The organism is Gordonia sp. BP-119, from assembly GCF_016924115.1.
In the GTDB taxonomy this organism is placed as follows: Bacteria; Actinomycetota; Actinomycetes; order Mycobacteriales; family Mycobacteriaceae; genus Gordonia; species Gordonia hongkongensis.
In genome coordinates, this window is sequence record NZ_JAFFZF010000003.1 from 44982 (window position 1) to 62427 (window position 17446).

Consider the following 17446-nt stretch of genomic DNA (forward strand, 5'->3'; position numbering starts at 1 on the left):
CGGGCCCTCGCGCGACGTCCCACGCAGCCCCGGGGGTCAGCCGACCGGGCCGGGAAATGCTTTTGTGCCCGGCGGTACGATGGCGTGATGACCTTGGAGTTCAACCGTACCGAGCATCCGCACCCGGTGTCTGAGGGCCGGCGCGCGGAGATCCTGTCCGCCCCCGGATTCGGGCGCCACTTCACCGACAACATGGTGATGATCGATTACGACGCAGGGGTGGGTTGGCACAACGCCACGGTGAAGCCGTACGGTCCGATCGCCCTCGACCCCGCGGCCACGGTTCTGCACTACGGCCAAGAGGTGTTCGAGGGGCTCAAGGCCTATCGGCAGCCGGACGGTTCGATCGCCGCGTTCCGCCCCGAGGCGAACGCCGCGCGTCTCCAGCGCAGCGCGGAGCGGCTCGCGATGCCCGCGCTGCCGGTCGAGGATTTCATCGCCTCGCTCAAGGCCCTGCTCGAGGCCGACAACGAGTGGGTGCCCGCCGCTGGTGGCGAAGAGGCGCTCTACCTCCGGCCGTTCATGTTCGCGTCGCAGGCCAGCCTCGGCGTCAACGCCCCGTCCTCCAGCTACATCTACTCGGTCATCGCCTCGCCGGCGGGCGCCTACTTCGCCGGTGGGATCAAGCCGGTGAGTGTCTGGCTGTCCACCGAGTATGTCCGCGCGGCACCGGGCGGCACCGGATTCGCCAAGTGCGGTGGCAACTATGCCGCCGCGTTCCTCGCCCAGCGGCAGGCCACCGAGCAGGGGTGCGACCAGGTCGTGTGGCTCGACGCGATCGAACGCCGCTTCATCGAGGAGATGGGCGGCATGAATCTGTTCTTCGTGTTCGGCTCAGGCGCCGACGCCCGGCTGGTGACCCCCGAGTTGTCGGGCTCACTGCTGCCCGGCATCACCCGTTCGTCGTTGCTGACGCTGGCCACCGATGCCGGCTTCGAGGTCGAGGAACGCAAGATCACCACCGAGGAGCTGCGCAAGGGCGTGGCGTCGGGCGACATCACCGAGGTGTTCGCCTGTGGCACCGCCGCGGTCATCACCCCGGTCGGCCGGGTCAAGGGTGAGGGCGAGGACTACACCATCAACAACGGTGAGACCGGTGAGGTGACGCAGGCGTTGCGTGACACCCTGACCGGCATCCAGCGCGGCACCTTCGCCGACACCCACGGGTGGATGACGGAGCTCTACCGCCGCTGAGCGGCGCCACGACGCCTCAGAGCAGGAGGCCGACGACACCGATCGCGACCCCGAGTTCGATGGTCGCGCCCAGCACGTCGCCGGTCATCCCACCCATCCGGCGAGCGCAGTGCCTCGTGAACCACCACGCGAAGGCGGTCACGGCCAGCACGATCGCACACCCCTGGACGACGGCGGCCACCTCGACGTGGCCGCCGTCGAATCCGTTGGCGGACAGTCCGAGCGGCACGGTTGCGAGCAGGGCCACCACGAACCACGCGGCGACCGAGGAGCGCTGGGTCCCCGCGACCAGGGCGCCGAAACCGTTGTGGTGGGCCGGTTCCAGGGACCGCCGGGTGCCGACGACTGCGCCGAACCGCCCGAGGGCGATCGCGAAAACGAGGTCGTACCAACGAGACCCGTTCGCGAGCGCGGCGAACCCGGTCGACTGCACGGCGAGTGTGAGGACAAGCGTCGCGACGCCGAACGGTCCGACGGTGCCGCTGCGCATGACCTCGGTGACACGATCGGGCGGCCCGTAGCACCCGAGTCCGTCCGCGGTGTCGGCGAGCCCGTCGAGGTGCATGCCCCGGGTGGCGACGCCGAGCAGCACGACGATCAGCACGCCCGCCGTGACCGCCGGGAGGTCGGTCTGCGCGAGCCCGAAAGCCAGTCCTGCCGACGCCGCGCCCAGGGCGGCGCCGATCGCCGGGACCGACGCCATGACCGCCGCTCCCAGCTCCCGGTCGGGTGCGGAAGCGCCTGCGTGACCACCGACGGGTACCACCGTGAGCCAGCTGAACGCGGTGCGCAGCGCCCGGATCGGCGAGATCATCTCGGATCGGTTCGGCGTCAGGTCGTCTGGACGGTGGCGTGTTCGGCCTCCCGGTCGGACACCCCCGCCTCGTCGAAGGTGGCCATCGAGCCGAGCAGGTCGGCGGCGGATTGCACGATCGGCAGTGCCAGGACGGCACCGCTGCCTTCGCCCAGGCGCATCGAGAGGTCGAGTACCGGAACGAGATCGAGGTGGTCCAGCGCGATCTGATGGGCGGGTTCGACCGACCGGTGTCCGGCGATCCACCAGCGCATCGCCCCCGGTGCGAGTTCGTTGGCGACCATCGCCGCGGCGGTGATCACCACGCCGTCGAGAATGACCGGCGTCCGACGCAGCGCCGCTTGGGCGAGGAAGCCGACGGTGGCGGCGAGATCGGCGCCGCCGACGGCGGCGAGCAGCGCGAGGGGGTCGTGGATGACCTTGCGCGCGCGACGCATTCCGTCTCGGATCGCGGCCGTCTTCCGCATCCATCCGGCGTCGTCGACGCCGGTGCCGCGGCCGACGATCTCGACCGGCTCGCGCCGGGTCAGCGCGCCGATGAGGACGGTCGCCGGGGTGGTGTTGCCGATGCCCATCTCGCCGGCGATGAGCAGGTCGGTGCCCGAGTCGACGAGGTCGTCGGCGATGGCGCGTCCGGCGGCCAGCGCCTCACGTGCCTCGGCGAGGCTGATGGTGTCGGTGGTGCGGAGGTCTTCGCTGCTGCGACGGACCTTGTACCGCGACAGTTCCGGCGGGGTGTCGGCGTCGACGGACATGTCGACGACCTTCACCGCGGCGCCGACACGGCCCGCCATCACGTTCACTGCGGCACCCCCCGCGGCGATGTTGGCGACCATCTGCGCGGTCACCTCGGGTGGGAACGCCGACACGCCGCCGCGTGCGACACCGTGATCGCCGGCGAAGACGACGACGGTGGGGGAGATGAGTGGCGCGGGCGGACACTGCCCCTGGCATGCGGCGATCCAGACGCCGATCTCCTCGACGCGGCCCAGCGACCCCGGCGGCTTGGTGAGTACCGCCTGCCGTTTCCGCGCATCCTGCGCGACCGCCTCGTCCGGCGGCGCGATCGGTGCGAACACCTCGGCGTCCGTGGGGTCGGGCCGGGGCCGTTCCGAGACACCCACGCCCGCAACAGGTTCGGGTGCTGCGCCGAAAGTGGTTGCCACCGCGGCCGCCGCTGCTGTGCTCGGCGGCGTCGCGGTCGGGTCGTCGGAGGCGGACGGAGTCGTCGTCGGGGTGTCCGATGCCGGGGTGGCCGAAACCGGGGCGTCCGACGCCGGGTCCGCGTTGCCGGCCGGGTCCGCGCCGGCTGTTGCATGCGGGATTCCGGACTCGTCGGCGGGAGCTCCGGCGGGGAGGTGCAGGACCCGGCCGGCGACGACGAGATCGACACGCTCGCACACCTCGGCGACCCGGACGTTGAGGGTCCCGAGCAGGTCTTGGAACACCCGGCCGGCGGGGGTGGGCGGTACGAGCGAGAGGCCGGCTTCCGGGCTGATGATCACGAAGTCGGCCGACATCGCGCGCAGGGCATCGCACAGGTCGTCGATCCGGCCGTCGAGGTCGATCTCCGAACCCGAGGTCCAACCGTGGACGGCGTCGATCTGCGCGGTGAGCCAGTTGCCCAGGTCGTCGACGAGGGCCGGGATGTCGGGCGCGGCGCGCAGGGCCTGGCCGAGATCGGTCGTCTCGATCGTCGTGTACCGGTCGTCGCGGCGTTCGCGATGGAGCCGGACCCGGTCCATCCACTCCCCGTCGGAGGACGTCAGCGGGCCCGTGGCCAGGTAGCGGATCTGACGGTGGCCGTCGAGCAACGACTCTCCGTGCGCGGACTTACCCGAGCGCACGCCGCCGAGGACGAGGGTGCGCGCTGCGCGATCGGTCATCGATCAGACTTCGTCGCCCGGCGAGACCATCGGCTTGGGGGCGCGCATCTTGCGCAGCTGCATCGCGCGCGTGAACGCGTACCAGCCCAGCTTGAAACCGCCGTCGCTGGACTCGGGGAAACGTTCGGCGACCCGCCGATTGACCATGCGGCCCAGGATCACACCGTCGGCCGCCATCAGCACGACGAAGGCGACCAGGATCAGGTTGGTCAGCGCCGCTGCCTGCGGGACCAGGAACATCAACACGATCAGCAGGATCGCGAACGGCATGAACAGCCCGGCGAAGTTGCGTCGGGCGTCGACGATGTCGCGGGTGTAGCGCCGCGAGGCGCCCTTGTCGCGCGGCATCAGGTAGGCCTCGTCGCCGGCCATCATCCGTTCGCGCTGCTGGAGCCGCTTCTCGCGGCGCTCGGCGGAGAGTGCGCGCTTCTCCTCTTTGGAGAGCGTGGACTTCAGTTCCTTCTTGCGGGCGCGCGCCTCGGCGCGGTTCGTCGGGGGCGGTGCGACGGGACCGCGTCGCTTGTTCTCGGCCTGTCGGCGAGACGGCGTCGGACGACCCTTGCCCGGGGTGTACTTGCTGCCCTTGGTGGAGGGCGCGACGTCGGTGCCGGACTCGTCGTCGGCGGTGTAGGTGGAGACCGAGCTGTCGCCGGAATCCGCCTGGGTGTCGTCCTTCTTCCATGGCAGCTTCACGCTGTAGAGCCTAGGTGATCGATGTTGCGAGACAAACGCGTGGTCGTCGCTTTCGGGTGGTCACCCCGGCGGACTCGGCATCTGCGGCTTCGCGCGGTGTATCGCGGATCCGTCCCGCGTCGATGTCGCGCTGCCGGGTCGGGTTCGGCCACTTACACTCCGTGCTCATGACCGGGAACGGCGCGCAGCGCGGTGGAGCACCCACGGGGCCGACGGCGGGATCCCGGTGCGGATCCTGATCGCGCCGGATTCGTTCGGTGACACCATGTCCGCAGTGGTCGCGGCGCGGGCGATCGCCCGAGGGTGGCGTGCGGCACGGCATGGGGACGAGCTTGTCGTGGCTCCGCAGTCGGATGGCGGACCCGGCTTCGTCGACGTGCTCGCCTCGCGGTTCGGGACCGTGATCGCCGAACCGGTGTCCGGTCCGCTCGGGGCGGGGGTCATCGCGCGATGGCTTCTCGACGACGCGTCGTCGACCGCATACATCGAGTGCGCCCAGGCGTGCGGTCTGCACCAGCTGGGCGGGACGCCGACGCCGCGGACGGCGACGGCAGCCGATACCCGCGGGGTCGGCGAACTCGTCGCGGCGGCGCTGGCGCGCGGGGCCGAGCGGATCGTGATCGGCCTCGGCGGCAGTGCGACGACCGATGGCGGCGCCGGCCTCGTGGAAGCCCTCGGTGGCGGCGACCGCGCCCGGGAGCGACTCCGGGGTGTGGATCTGGTGGTGGCGTCCGATGTGGAGAACCCGCTGCTCGGGCCGTCGGGAGCGGCCGCGGTCTTCGGTCCGCAGAAGGGCGCCGACCCGGAGACGGTCGAACTGCTCGAGACCCGCCTCGCCGACCGGGCGCAGGTGTTGAGTGCGCTCGCCGGCCGGGATGTCGCCGATGAGCCCGGCGCCGGCGCCGCGGGCGGGCTGGGTGCGGCGCTGCTCGCGCTCGGCGGTACCCGGGTGTCCGGTGCCACCGTCGTCACGGAGGCGACCGGGCTGGCGGCCGAGGTGGCCGCGGCCGATGTCGTGGTCACCGGAGAGGGGAAGTTCGACGCCCAGACGCTCCGGGGCAAGGTGGTCGCCGCACTTCACGAGGCGGCCTCGACGATCGGCGCCCGGGGCGCGGGTGCGCCGACGATCGTCCTCGCGGGGCAGGTCGCACTGGGCCCCGACGAGATCCGAGCGGCCGGTGTCGCGGCCGCGTATGCGATCGTCGACATCGCCGGATCGGTCGAGGTCGCGATGAACGATGCGGAGAACCAGCTCGTCGCGCTCGCGACGTCGGTCGCATCCGACTTCCGGGCGGCGGACGGTCCGGGCTGACCTCGGCGTCGCGCCGTGCCGCCGAATCGGGTGCCGACCTCCCGGAAACGCCCGTCCGACTGGACGGGAATACCACGGGGAGGAGTACGGTTGTACGCACGGGCACACCGGTCGACCTCCCGGCGAGCGGGTGAATCCCGAACGACCGTGAGGGCACACCCCAACCACGGCATCGGGCCACGATGCACCGGGACCACACCACTTACAGGAGCATCCATGACCGTGCAGAACGAAACGGGCACAGCCACGAGCACCGGCGTCATCCTCAGCGACGCAGCCGCGTCGAAGGCCAAGGCGCTGCTCGACCAGGAGGGCCGCGACGACCTCGCGCTGCGTATCGCCGTACAGCCGGGTGGTTGCGCGGGCCTGCGATACCAGCTCTTCTTCGACGACCGCACTCTCGACGGCGACATCACCACCGATTTCGGTGGCGTCACCCTCGCCGTCGACCGCATGAGCGCCCCCTACGTGCAGGGAGCCACCATCGACTTCGTCGACACCATCGAGAAGCAGGGCTTCACCATCGACAACCCGAACGCCACCGGCAGTTGCGCCTGCGGCGATTCGTTCAACTGACGCCGTACACGTCAGCAATTTTCCGGTACCGGCCGCATCCCACTTGGGGTGCGGCCGGTGTCGTTTGCCGATGAGTGAGTAGCGTGGACACCTGTCTGTGTCATCACCTGTCCGGGTGAGGTGACCACCTGCTGGGTACATCCGTCGGGCAACCAATCGAAGGGTCGAGATCTCCAGTGGCAATCGTTGTGTGTGGGTCCATCGCAACCGACCATCTGATGAAGTTCCCGGGCAAGTTCTCCGAGCAGCTGCTCGGAGACCACCTCGAACACATCTCCCTCAGCTTCCTCGTGGAGGATCTCGTCGTGCGGCGCGGCGGTGTCGGCGGCAACATCTGCTACGCGATGGGTCAGCTCGGCGGTGCGCCCGTTCTGGTCGGCGCGGTCGGGTCCGACTTCCACGACTACCGCCAGTGGCTCGAAGCCAACGGGGTCGACTGCCGGGGCGTGCGGGTCTCGGAGACCCACCACACCGCCCGGTTCATGTGCACCACCGACGAGACGATGGCCCAGCTCGCCACGTTCTACGCCGGCGCGATGAGCGAGAGCCGCGAGATCGTGCTGTCCGAGGTCATCGCCGAGGTCGGGACGCCCGACCTCGTCCTCATCGGGGCCGACGATCCGGCCGGGATGATCCGCCACACCGAAGAGTGCCGGGCCGCCGGTATCCCGTTCGCGGCGGACCCGTCGCAGCAGCTGGCCCGCCTCGACGGGGAGCAGACCCGCACGCTCATCGACGGCGCCGCCTACCTGTTCACCAACGAGTACGAGTGGGGACTGCTGCGCCAGAAGGCCGGATTGTCCGAGGCGCAGGTCGCGGAGATGGTCGGCGTGCGCGTCACGACGCTCGGCAAGGACGGCGTCGAGATCGTCGACCGCGACGGCACGCGCATCCACGTCCCCGTCGTGCCGGAGACGGAGAAGGTCGACCCCACCGGTGTCGGCGACGGGTTCCGCGCCGGGTTCCTGTCCGCGCTGGCGCGCGGGCTCGACTTCGAGCGGGCCGCACAGGTCGGCTCGATGGTCGCGGTGCTCGTGCTGGAGACCGTCTCGACACAGGACTGGGCCTGGGACCCGGACTCGGCCCTGGCTCGGATCGAGGGCGCCTACGGCGCCGAGGCGGCCGCGGAGATCAAGGCGGCGTTCGCCGGCTGAGTCCGGTTCTCCGGGGTGGTGACGCGTCTGACGTTGCCACCCCCGCCCCGGCGTGAGACGTTGGAACGGAGTCCCGATCGAGGACTCCCGGACGAGGGGTGCTGTACCCGGTGTGCGACAAGACGGCCCGGAGGGAGCGTCATGTCGTGGATCGTTCTGATCGTGTCCGGTGTCCTGGAAGCCGTGTGGGCAACCGCGCTGGGCAAGTCGGAGGGTTTCAGCAAGCTGGGTCCGACGGCCGTGTTCGGGGTCGCGCTGGTCGCCAGCATGGTCGGACTGGCGTATGCGATGCGCGATCTGCCGGTCGGGACCGCCTATGCGGTGTGGGTCGGTATCGGCGCGGTGCTGACCGTCGTCTATGCGATGGCCACCGGTGAGGAACCGGTTTCGCTGCTCAAGGCGCTGTTCCTGGTGATGATCGTCGGCGGGGTCATCGGTCTCAAGCTCGCGCACTGACGCCGTCGCCACCGAAGCCGCCCCGGATTCGTGGGCGGCTTCGGTTGTCGGGGAATCAGACCCGCACGGGGTAGGTGTGGTCGATGATCTCCGGGACGATTGTGCCCTCGACGAAGATGCCGTGCCAGACCATGAACATCAGGACCGTCCAGAGACGACGGCTGTTGTCCACCACGCCTTCTCGGTGCTCGTTGAGCATCGCGACAACCGCGTCTTTGGCGAAGATGTGATCGGTCTGCGAATGCATGATCGTGTCGTGCGCCCAGTCGAACATCTCGGTGCCGGCCAGCCAGTGGCGGATGGGGACCGGGAAGCCGAGCTTCTTGCGATGCAGGACGTGCGCCGGGACGATCTGCTCCAGCGCCTTGCGCAACGCGTATTTCGTTGTGCCGTGCGCGATCTTCTCGTCGTGGGGGAGACCTTCGGCGATCGCGAAGACCTCCGGGTCGAGGAACGGCACCCGCAGCTCGAGGGAGTTGGCCATGGTGATCTTGTCGGCCTTGACCAGGATGTCCCCGCGCAGCCAGGTGAAGAGGTCCAGATGTTGCATGCGGGCCACCGGGTCCCAGCCCTGGCTCATCGCGTAGATCGGTGCGGTGACGTCGGTGTGGGTCCATTCGGGACGGTAGTCGCGCAGCACCGCGCGGAGCCGCGCGTCGTCGAAGCTGCGGGCGTTGCCGTAGTAGCGCTCCTCGAGCGTGAGCGACCCGCGGTGCAGCAGGCTCTTGCCGCGGGTCCCCTCCGGAATCCGCTCGGACACCTTGCCCGCCGCACGACGCAGCGCACGGGGCAGCCGGTCGAACGCGGCGAGGGACAGCGGTTCCTTGTAGATCGTGTAGCCGCCGAACAACTCGTCGGCGCCCTCGCCGGACAGGACCACCTTGACGTGCTTGCGCGCCTCGGCGGCCACGAAGTACAGCGGGACGAGTGCCGGGTCGGCGACCGGATCGTCGAGGTACCAGACGATCGACGGGATCGACTCGATGAACTCCGACGGCCCGACGACCTTCACGACATGCCGAGCGCCGATCGCCTCCGCGGACTCGGCGGCGACGTCGACCTCCGAGTAGCCCTCGCGCTCGAAGCCGGTGGTGAAGGTGATGAGGTCGGGGTTGTGCCGGATCGCGAGCGCCGCGATGGCCGTCGAATCGATGCCGCCGGACAGGAACGACCCGACCGTGACGTCGGCGCGCATGTGCTTGGCGACCGAATCGGCGAGGACGTCGGCGATCTCGTCGTACCGCTTCTGCCGGGTGGCCTCGGTGACCGGGCGAACACCGAACTGCGGGGTGAAGTACCGCCGGATCGACAGGGGACTGCCCGGCGTGGCGGTCGCGTGGCAGCCCGACTCGAGCCGCCGGATCGACGCGTGGATCGTCTCGGGCTCCGGGACGTACTGCAGCACGGTGTAGTGCTCGATCGCGCGGGGATCGAGCTCGGTCGACAGCCCGACGCGTTCGATCAGCTCGAGCAGGCTCTTCTTCTCGCTGCCGAAGATCAGCCCGCCGGGGCCCGACGCGACGAACAGCGGCTTGATGCCGAACGGGTCGCGGGCGAGGAAGAGCGAGCGGTTCTCGGTGTCCCAGATCGCGAAGGCGAACATGCCGCGAAGCCGTTTGACCGCGTCGGGGCCCCAGTGGTGGAACGCTGCGACGATCGCCTCGCTGTCACCCTCGGTCCGGAACAGCACCCCCTCGTCCTTCGCCAGCTCGGCGCGGATCTCCAGGTAGTTGTAGATCTCGCCGTTGAACACCAGCGCGTAACGGTCGGGATTCTCGGGCGGGCCCCAGCGCAGCGGCTGATGCGAATGCTCGATGTCGATGATCGAGAGGCGGTTGAACCCGAACACGATGTCGTCGTCGTGCCACGTGCCGGGCTCGTCGGGTCCACGATGCCGCATGCAGTGCGAGGCCACCGCCACCGGTTCGACGACGTCGGCGGCCGTTCCGTCGGATGTCAGCAGGCCGAGCAGACCACACACGTCTCGTTCTCTCCGTTCAGTTGCCAGTCCACGCACGATTCCGACGCCGGGCCGGATCGCGTCCGAGTATGCCTGAAGCGGCGGGCGGAGTTCCTATGTGGCGCGGTGGGCCGTGCGAGCGAACGCGACTGTCGCGCGCGACCCGTGGGCGCCGGTGCGGGGCCGAGGGAGGGGGACACGACGCCGATCGCGCCCCGATTCCGACAGCTTCCGCGGGTTGGTCTACGCTGCGTAGTACTAGGTGCAAGAATTGCTGTGTGTCCACGGCAAGACCTTGCCCCGTGCAGGTCATGTGGCATGCACTCACCTCGGCGCGAGGGCGCCGGTGAGCGAGCAGGAAGGCGTGAAATTGGCACACGGTGGACGGCCCCGAGCGAGGCGTGTCTCATCAGCGTCGCGGACGATGAAGCGACTCGGATTCGTCGCCGCTCTCGGCCTCGGCGCACTGCTGATGTCGGGTTGCAGCGCCAGTGAGGCGATGCGTTTCGGTTGGCCCGAGGGCGTCACGCCCGACGGCAAAGAGATGGTCGATCTGTGGACCTGGTCGGTCATCGCGGCGCTGGTCATGGGTGTCCTGGTCTGGGCGCTGATCTTCTGGACGATCACGTTCCACCGCGCGAACGACGCCAAGAAGGGCGTGTTCCCGCGCCAGACGGCATACAACGTGCCGCTGGAGCTCACCTACACGGCGATCCCGTTCGTCATCATCGCCGTGCTCTTCTACTTCACGGTCATCGTGCAGAACAACGTCGAGGGCAAGAACAACGACTCCAAGGTCGTCGTCGACGTCACCGCGTTCCAGTGGAACTGGAAGTTCGGCTACAACCAGGTCGAGTTCTCCGACGGCACCACCTACAACGGCTTCGAGCAGAACGGAAACCCGTTCGAGGTCCAGGCCCAGACCGGCAGCGGCGCCGAGACCGAGCACGCCGGCAGCGACGAGGGCGGCGAGCACGGTGAGCTGCCCGGTCCGGCCGGCGGTCGTGACGACGACATCCGCGACTACCTGAAGTTCGACCGGATCGAGACGGTCGGCTCGTCGTCGGAGATCCCGGTCCTGGTGCTGCCGACCGGCAAGCGCATCGAGTTCAACATCGCCTCGGCCGACGTCATCCACTCGTTCTGGGTGCCGGAGTTCCTCTACAAGCGCGACGTCTTCCCGTTCCCCGAGCAGAACGCGACCGACCCGATCTTCCAGATCAAGTCGATCGACCGGACCGGCGCCTTCGTCGGCCGCTGTGCCGAGATGTGCGGTACGTACCACTCGATGATGAACTTCGAGGTCCGCGCCGTCTCGCCGGAGGACTTCGACAGCTACATCCGGTTCCGCGAGGCGAACCCCAGCGCCACCAATGCGGAAGCGCTCGCGTCGATCTGCCAGGCACCCGAAGCGGTGACCACGGTGCCGTTCGACACCCGCCGCGCGACCGACGGCTCCGTCGGTGCCACCGGTGATCCCGACAACCCGACCCTCGCCAACTGCACCAAGGAAGTGAGCTGACGATGAAGATCGAGGCACGCCTCTTCGAGATGCTGACCGCCTTCTTCTTTCTGACGGGCGTCGCATACACCCTCTTCACCGCGTTCACCAGCAAGGGCATCGAGTGGGTCGGCGTCGTCGGCCTGTTCTTCGCGGCCGGCCTGACGCTCATCGCGGGCACGTTCTTCCGGTTCGTCGCCCGGCGCGTCGAGATCCGTCCCGAGGACTACGAGGACGCCGAGGTCGAGGACGGCGCCGGGGAGCTGGGCTTCTTCAGCCCGCACTCCTGGTGGCCCATCCTGATCGCGCTCGGCGCCTCGACGTTCGCGGTCGGTTTCGCGACCGGCAACTTCTGGCTGGCGATCTTCGCGGCCGTCGTCATCATGGGCACCGCGGCGGGACTGGTCTTCGAGTACCACGTCGGCCCCGAGAAGCACTGAGCGACAGGCACTGACGCCGACGCCGCACGGCGCCGCGCACGCACCACGAGAGCGCCCCACCGGATCTCCGGTGGGGCGCTCTCGTGTCGTCGCCGAGCGACCCTCGGTGAGCGGTCAGGGACGCTCCCGGCCGACCGGCCGGAAGACCTTCAGGACGCGGTAGTCCACGCGGAAGTCGGCCTGCGAGAACGACTCCTCGACCTCGCCGTCGTGTGACACCGCGACGGGGCCGTCGACCGCGGTGAAGCGGAACTCGGGGACCTGCATCTCGTGGTACAGGTGAGAGCGTTCGAGACGACCGAGCGCCAGTGAACCCAGGAGGCGCAGGGTCGCCCAGCGATGGCTCGTCTCGAGGATCCGTACGTCGAGAAGGCCGTCGTCGAGCCGGACGCGTCGCGACGGCAGGAATCCGGTGGGCTGGTAGATCGAGTTGCCGACGAGGAACAGGGACGCGTCGAGTACACGGCCCTCGACCTCGATTCGGACGTGCGGATCTTTGCGGAGGACGTGCAATACGGCCGCCGCGGTCGCGAGCGGCCGGCTGATCCGCCGCTGCAGGCGTCGGCGGACCCGGACGAAGTCGGGGTGCGCGCCGATGCTCGCGGTGTTGAGGATCAGGCGGGAGTCGTTGAGCCACATCGCGTCGACACGGGACGCCGAACCCGAACGGATCGCGTCGATCGTAATGTCCACCGTGCCGCAACCGATGTCACGCGCGAAGTGGTTGAACGTGCCGGCCGGGAAGACCGCGACGGGAATGTCGGCGGCCAGCGCAGGAGCGGCGGCACATGCCACGGTGCCGTCGCCACCGGCCACCCCGAGGATCTCCGCTCGGGCCGCCACGTCGGCGAAAACGGCTGCCATGTCGTCGGTCTCGTCGAGTTCGATGATCTCGGCGGCGGGTAGCCGACCACGGATCTCCTCGAGGACCCGGCGCCCACGGCCGTCCGCGGAGCCCGGGTTGACGACGACGACCAGACCTGCCCCGTCGGGGTTGGGTCCCACGTCGACGACCGACGGGGCGGCCAGGGACAGCGACGGTTCGGTGATGGGCGGCACGACACGGGCACCGATGGTGGCGATGACGGCGCCGATGCCGAGCCCCGCGACCACGTCGCCGGGGTAGTGTGCCCCGGTCGCCACCCGGGACAGCCCGACGAGCCCGGCCAGTGCCGACAACAACAGACCCGCGGGCGGATTCTCGACGGCCACACCGACGGCGAAGGCGGCAGCACTGGCCGAGTGTCCGGACGGCAGCGAGTTCGACGTCGGGCGTCGACGACCCCGCCGGGACAACGGGATCAGTCCGTGGGAGGGCCGCGAGCGGTTGCGGATCCGCTTCGCCCCCTGGTTGGTGACCAGACTCGTCACGGCGAGCGAGACCAGTCCGCGTGCGGCACCGCGCTGCAGCGAGGGACGGCCGGACACGGCGAGCCCGGCGGCGATCGCCATCCACAGCTTCGAATGGTCGGCGGCCCGGGTGAGTATCGGCATCGTCACGTCGAGGAGCGGGCTCGGGGACCGGGCGATCGAATCGTAGATCTCGGCATCGAGAGTGCCCATCCCGCGGGTGATCTGGGACAGACCGGAACTTCGGGGAGGTGACCGGTGCATGGGGTACACCGTGCCACATCGGACCCGCGCCGGCAGCCACCCCGGGGGAGGGGAGTGGTGTCGGTCGGCGACGTGAGCCACTATGCACAACGAACCGCGGGCCGTCGCGCACCAGATGGTGCTCGACGGCCCGCGGTGGGTCGTGCGACCTCGTGTGACTACTCGCCGAAGGGGTTGCCGCCCTTGGCCTGCAGCTCGCGGAGGGCCTTCCGCTCGCCGGCCTCGATCTCGTGCTCGAGTTCGACGTTGCGCAGCTGCTCCTCCGGCGGATCCGCCGTGAGGATCGAACCCGTACCCGGGGCACCGGCGGAGCCGAGCTTGTTCATCCGCTTGGGCAGTGCCGCACCCTCGTAGGGGAGCGGGATCGGGTGACCATGGCTGTCGACCGGGCCGAGCGGCTGGTGGATCTCGATGTACTCACCCTGCGGCAGCCGCTTGATGATGCCGGTCTCGATGCCGTGTGCCAGTACCTCGCGGTCACTGCGCTGCAACGAGAGCGCCCAGCGGTAGGCGATGAAGTACACCAGCGGCGGCAGGACGATCAGACCGATACGCCCGATCCAGGTCGTCGCGTTCAGCGAGATGTGGAACTTGAACGCGATGATGTCGTTCATACATGCGATCGTGAGCAGGATGTAGAACGAGACCGCCATCGAGCCGATCGCCGTGCGCACCGGGGTGTCGCGGGGACGCTGCAGCAGGTTGTGGTGTGCATCGTCGCCGGTGAGCTTCTTCTCGATCCACGGGTAGGCGAACATCAGGCCGAAGATGATGGTCATGATCAGCACGACCCAGTTCGACATCGGCACCGTGTAGTTGCCCAGGTAGAGCTCCCACGCCGGGAACAGACGTATCAGACCGTCGGTCCACATCATGTAGATGTCGGGCTGAGACCCGGCCGACACCTGTGCCGGGTTGTACGGACCGATGTTCCAGACCGGGTTGATCTGGAAGACGCCCGACATGATCGCCAGGACGCCGGTGACGAAGGCGAACATCGCGCCGGCTTTGGCGGCGAAGACCGGCATGATGCGGACGCCGACGACGTTCTTCTCGGTGCGGCCGGGGCCGGGGAACTGCGTGTGCTTCTGGTACCAGACCAGCGCGAGGTGTGCGCCGATCAGAGCCAGGATGATGCCCGGGAAGAGCAGGATGTGCAGCACGTAGAGGCGCGGGATGATGATGACGCCGGGGAAGTCGCCGCCGAACAGTGCCCAGTGGATCCAGGTGCCGACGACCGGGATACCGAGGACGATGCCACTCATGGCGGCGCGGACGCCGGTGCCCGACAGGAGGTCGTCGGGGAGCGAGTAACCGAAGAAGCCCTCGAACATCGCCAGGATCAGCAGGAGACAACCGATGATCCAGTTGGCCTCACGCGGGCGTCGGAACGCACCGGTGAAGAAGATGCGCATCATGTGGATGATGATCGACGCGGCGAACAGCAGTGCCGCCCAGTGGTGGATCTGACGGACGAAGAGACCGCCGCGCACCTCGAACGAGATATTCAGCGTCGTCTCGTACGCCTTGGTCATCATCACGCCGTTCAGCGGCTGGTAGGCGCCGTCGTACACCACGCGCGTCATCGACGGATCGAAGAACAGCGACAGGTAGACGCCCGACACCAGCAGGATGATGAAGCTGTACAGCGCGATCTCGCCCAGCATGAAGGACCAGTGGGTGGGGAAGACCTTGTTGATCTGGCGACGCATGCCCGCGGCGAGGTGATACCGCGAGTCCACTTCTTCGGCTTGAGTGCCGAGGCGTTCGGCGATGCTCATGACTTACGCTCCCAGAATGCCGGACCGACGGGCTCGATGAAGTCGCCTGCGGCAACGAGGTAGCCCTCGTTGTTCACCGTGATCGGCAGCTGTGCCAGCGCACGTGCGGCCGGTCCGAAGATGGGCTTGGCGTACTCGAGCGCATCGAACTGCGACTGATGGCAGGGACACAGGATGCGGTTGCTCCGCTGCTCGTAGAGCGAGGCGGGGCAGCCGAGGTGGCTGCAGACCTTGGTGTAGGCGAAGTAGTCACCGTAGTTGAAGCTCTCCTGACCCTTGCGCTTGACCGCACGGGCCGCATCCTCGGGACGCAGACGGATGAGCATGACGGGGTTGCGGACCTGGTGCAGGCCCTCCTCCAGCAGATGGCGGGAGTGCTCGGACTCGCCGAACCCGTCCGAACGACGCCACGGGAACACGGTTTCCATACCGCCGGCGTCGAGATCTTCCGGCCGGACCAGGGCGACCTGGAACGGGTTGCCGGTGTCACGCCGCAGGTAGATGGTCTCGTTGGGCGCTTCCGGCGGGTTGTAGATCGGCGACCATCCCGAATGCCACAGTGGCGAGTCGGGGCCCTCGGCCCACGGGTTCTTGATGAAGCCACCGAGGAAGGCCACGAGTCCGGTGACCGCGAAGGCGCCGAGACCGAAACCGGCGGAGCCGATGATCATCTTGCGACGACCCAGGGTGGACGTGGCGCCGGTGTCCTGGAGCAGACCGACGATCGTCTTCTTGTCGACCTCGGTCGATCCACCGTCGTGACGATCCTGAACCGAGATCTCGGCCGGGATGAACTTCTTGGTGATGAGGATCAGCGCAACGCCGATGGCGAACACCGACAGACCGAACGTCACGCCGAGGAGTGGCGTGTTGAACGTGTACCACCAGTAGTTCGGATCGTCCGGGAGGGCGAATTCCCAGTGGTTGAACAGGAAGATCCCGAGGCACGCGAGGGCGGACACGCCGGCCACGGTGAACCAGATGGCCACCTGACGCTCGGCCCGCTTCTCGACCTTGGTGCCCGGCACCGAGTAACGCTCGGACCGGTGGATGATCTCGACGCCGTCGAGATTGGTGCCGAGTTTGACGAGCTCATCGGTGCTCATCTGTTCGAGTTCGTCCCGCGACGGGACGTCTTTGTCGTTCGCGCTCATGCTCGAGATCCCATCCACATGGCGCCGGCGACGATGGCGATGACGCCGACGAACCACATGACCATGCCTTCACTGACCGGGCCGAAACCACCGAGGCCCAGACCACCACTGGGCTTGGCCTCGCTCACGTACTTGACGTAGGCGATCACGTCCCGCTTCTCTTCCGGATCGAGCTGACGGTTCGAGAACTTGGGCATGTTCTGCGGACCGGTCAGCATAGCGGTGTAGATCTGCGCCTCGTTCACCCCGTCGAGGTTCGGCGCGAACTTGCCCGAGGACAGTGCGCCACCGCGACCGGTGAAGTTGTGGCACGACGCGCAGTTCAATCGGAACAGCTCACTGCCGCGTCCGATGCTGTCGCCGCGCAGTGACTCCATCGCGACGGTGCCGTCGGCATTGCGCGGCACCTGCGGTCCGCCACCCTCGGCCTGGATGTAGGCGCCGAGCTGGTCGATCTGCTCGGTGGTGAACTTGGCCGGCTTGCGCTGGGCCTGCGCCTCACCACGCGCCGCCGGCATACGTCCGGTCGACACCTGGAAGTACACGGCGGCGTCGCCGACACCGAGAAGTGCGGGACCGCGCTCGGGCACGCCCTGGAGGTTCGCGCCGTGGCAGGTGATGCACGAGGTCTCGTAGAGCTTGCGACCGTCGTCGATCATCGCGGCGTTGCTCTCGTCGGCGACCGCGACCTGCGGCTCGGGGGTCAGCACCGAGGCGAGCACACCCGCCATGACGAGGCCGGCCAGCAGCACGATGGTGCCGCCTGCGCGCCGACGGAGCTTGCGTCGGGCCTTGGCGCGGCGGCCGGCGTCGCGTGCAGAGGAGCGTCGGGCCGAGGCATCGGGTCCGACCTCGGTGCCGCTATCCGACGGACGCGGTGGAGATGAACTCATCTGTGACTCTCTACTAAG

Annotated in this window: 15 protein-coding genes and 1 riboswitch; of the genes, 7 read left to right on the top strand and 8 right to left on the bottom strand. The window is 68.5% G+C overall.

Annotation, left to right across the window (positions count from 1 at the left end; translation table 11 throughout):
• The first annotated feature begins 87 nt into the window (after positions 1-87).
• Positions 88-1194: a branched-chain amino acid aminotransferase gene (locus JW364_RS02850; RefSeq protein WP_058253105.1), complete on the top strand. Its 1107-nt coding sequence runs from the start codon at positions 88-90 to the stop codon at positions 1192-1194.
• A gap of 16 nt (positions 1195-1210) precedes the next feature.
• Here the strand turns inward: JW364_RS02850 and JW364_RS02855 are convergent, their stop codons facing one another.
• Genes JW364_RS02855 through JW364_RS02865 form a run of 3 tightly spaced genes read right to left on the bottom strand, consistent with a single transcriptional unit; the run spans position 1211 to position 4587 of the window.
• A complete protein-coding gene (locus JW364_RS02855) occupies positions 1211-2008 on the bottom strand; it encodes an adenosylcobinamide-GDP ribazoletransferase (protein ID WP_137808469.1) in 798 nt (265 codons plus the stop codon).
• 17 nt (positions 2009-2025) lie between these two features.
• Positions 2026-3894: a nicotinate-nucleotide--dimethylbenzimidazole phosphoribosyltransferase gene (gene cobT / locus JW364_RS02860; protein WP_137808470.1), complete on the bottom strand. Its 1869-nt coding sequence runs from the start codon at positions 3892-3894 to the stop codon at positions 2026-2028.
• Positions 3895-3897: 3 nt separating this feature from the next.
• Complete coding sequence (locus tag JW364_RS02865) at positions 3898-4587, bottom strand: DUF3043 domain-containing protein (protein ID WP_058253102.1); 690 nt, start codon at positions 4585-4587, stop codon at positions 3898-3900.
• A gap of 226 nt (positions 4588-4813) precedes the next feature.
• Here JW364_RS02865 and JW364_RS02870 point away from each other — a divergent pair, with 226 nt between their 5' ends.
• The 4 genes from JW364_RS02870 (at position 4814) to JW364_RS02885 (ending at position 8085) form a co-directional block, all read left to right on the top strand.
• Entirely contained in the window at positions 4814-5899 is a 1086-nt protein-coding gene (locus JW364_RS02870) for a glycerate kinase (RefSeq protein ID WP_137808471.1), read from the top strand.
• Positions 5900-6115: 216 nt separating this feature from the next.
• Positions 6116-6475, top strand: coding sequence for an iron-sulfur cluster assembly accessory protein (locus JW364_RS02875; RefSeq protein ID WP_058253100.1), 360 nt, complete (start codon positions 6116-6118; stop codon positions 6473-6475).
• Positions 6476-6651: 176 nt separating this feature from the next.
• Entirely contained in the window at positions 6652-7629 is a 978-nt protein-coding gene (locus JW364_RS02880; protein WP_189340143.1) for a carbohydrate kinase family protein, read from the top strand.
• 65 nt (positions 7630-7694) lie between these two features.
• Positions 7695-7761: riboswitch (guanidine-III (ykkC-III) riboswitch) on the top strand.
• 9 nt (positions 7762-7770) lie between these two features.
• Positions 7771-8085 carry a multidrug efflux SMR transporter gene (locus JW364_RS02885; protein WP_068972093.1) on the top strand — a complete coding sequence of 105 codons (315 nt, stop codon included), beginning with the start codon at positions 7771-7773 and terminating at the stop codon, positions 8083-8085.
• A 55-nt stretch (positions 8086-8140) separates the two neighbouring features.
• Here JW364_RS02885 and asnB read toward each other — a convergent pair whose 3' ends face one another.
• Complete coding sequence (gene asnB / locus JW364_RS02890) at positions 8141-10066, bottom strand: asparagine synthase (glutamine-hydrolyzing) (protein ID WP_065630051.1); 1926 nt, start codon at positions 10064-10066, stop codon at positions 8141-8143.
• Positions 10067-10469: 403 nt separating this feature from the next.
• On the opposite strand from asnB, the gene JW364_RS02895 reads away from it, so the two are divergent.
• Together JW364_RS02895 and JW364_RS02900 are read left to right on the top strand one after the other, a co-directional pair.
• Positions 10470-11567, top strand: coding sequence for a cytochrome c oxidase subunit II (locus JW364_RS02895; RefSeq protein WP_078112804.1), 1098 nt, complete (start codon positions 10470-10472; stop codon positions 11565-11567).
• Positions 11568-11569: 2 nt separating this feature from the next.
• Positions 11570-11986, top strand: coding sequence for a cytochrome c oxidase subunit 4 (locus tag JW364_RS02900; protein ID WP_058253080.1), 417 nt, complete (start codon positions 11570-11572; stop codon positions 11984-11986).
• Positions 11987-12100: 114 nt separating this feature from the next.
• On the opposite strand, the gene JW364_RS02905 is transcribed toward JW364_RS02900, so the two are convergent.
• The 4 genes from JW364_RS02905 to JW364_RS02920 form a co-directional block, all read right to left on the bottom strand.
• Positions 12101-13549, bottom strand: coding sequence for a bifunctional phosphatase PAP2/diacylglycerol kinase family protein (locus JW364_RS02905; RefSeq protein ID WP_137808472.1), 1449 nt, complete (start codon positions 13547-13549; stop codon positions 12101-12103).
• Positions 13550-13758: 209 nt separating this feature from the next.
• Positions 13759-15381 (bottom strand): cytochrome bc complex cytochrome b subunit, encoded by a 1623-nt coding sequence (locus JW364_RS02910; protein WP_065630049.1) that lies wholly within the window; start codon positions 15379-15381, stop codon positions 13759-13761.
• Positions 15378-16535, bottom strand: coding sequence for a ubiquinol-cytochrome c reductase iron-sulfur subunit (locus JW364_RS02915; protein ID WP_058253077.1), 1158 nt, complete (start codon positions 16533-16535; stop codon positions 15378-15380). The genes JW364_RS02910 and JW364_RS02915 overlap by 4 nt, the downstream gene beginning before the upstream one ends.
• Positions 16532-17428, bottom strand: a complete 897-nt coding sequence (locus tag JW364_RS02920; RefSeq protein WP_058253076.1) for a c-type cytochrome — start codon at positions 17426-17428, stop codon at positions 16532-16534. Before JW364_RS02920 ends, JW364_RS02915 begins: the two co-directional genes overlap by 4 nt.
• Between the last annotated feature and the right edge of the window lie 18 nt (positions 17429-17446).

Coding starts and splice junctions, on each gene's coding strand:
- JW364_RS02875 (WP_058253100.1), top strand. CDS start 6,116: ATGACCGTGCAGAACGAAACGGGCACAGCCACGAGCACCGGCGTCATC.
- JW364_RS02905 (WP_137808472.1), bottom strand. CDS start 13,549: ATGGGCACTCTCGATGCCGAGATCTACGATTCGATCGCCCGGTCCCCG.
- JW364_RS02920 (WP_058253076.1), bottom strand. CDS start 17,428: ATGAGTTCATCTCCACCGCGTCCGTCGGATAGCGGCACCGAGGTCGGA.
- JW364_RS02900 (WP_058253080.1), top strand. CDS start 11,570: ATGAAGATCGAGGCACGCCTCTTCGAGATGCTGACCGCCTTCTTCTTT.
- JW364_RS02910 (WP_065630049.1), bottom strand. CDS start 15,381: ATGAGCATCGCCGAACGCCTCGGCACTCAAGCCGAAGAAGTGGACTCG.
- JW364_RS02855 (WP_137808469.1), bottom strand. CDS start 2,008: ATGATCTCGCCGATCCGGGCGCTGCGCACCGCGTTCAGCTGGCTCACG.
- cobT (WP_137808470.1), bottom strand. CDS start 3,894: ATGACCGATCGCGCAGCGCGCACCCTCGTCCTCGGCGGCGTGCGCTCG.
- JW364_RS02850 (WP_058253105.1), top strand. CDS start 88: ATGACCTTGGAGTTCAACCGTACCGAGCATCCGCACCCGGTGTCTGAG.
- JW364_RS02915 (WP_058253077.1), bottom strand. CDS start 16,535: ATGAGCGCGAACGACAAAGACGTCCCGTCGCGGGACGAACTCGAACAG.
- JW364_RS02895 (WP_078112804.1), top strand. CDS start 10,470: ATGAAGCGACTCGGATTCGTCGCCGCTCTCGGCCTCGGCGCACTGCTG.
- JW364_RS02885 (WP_068972093.1), top strand. CDS start 7,771: ATGTCGTGGATCGTTCTGATCGTGTCCGGTGTCCTGGAAGCCGTGTGG.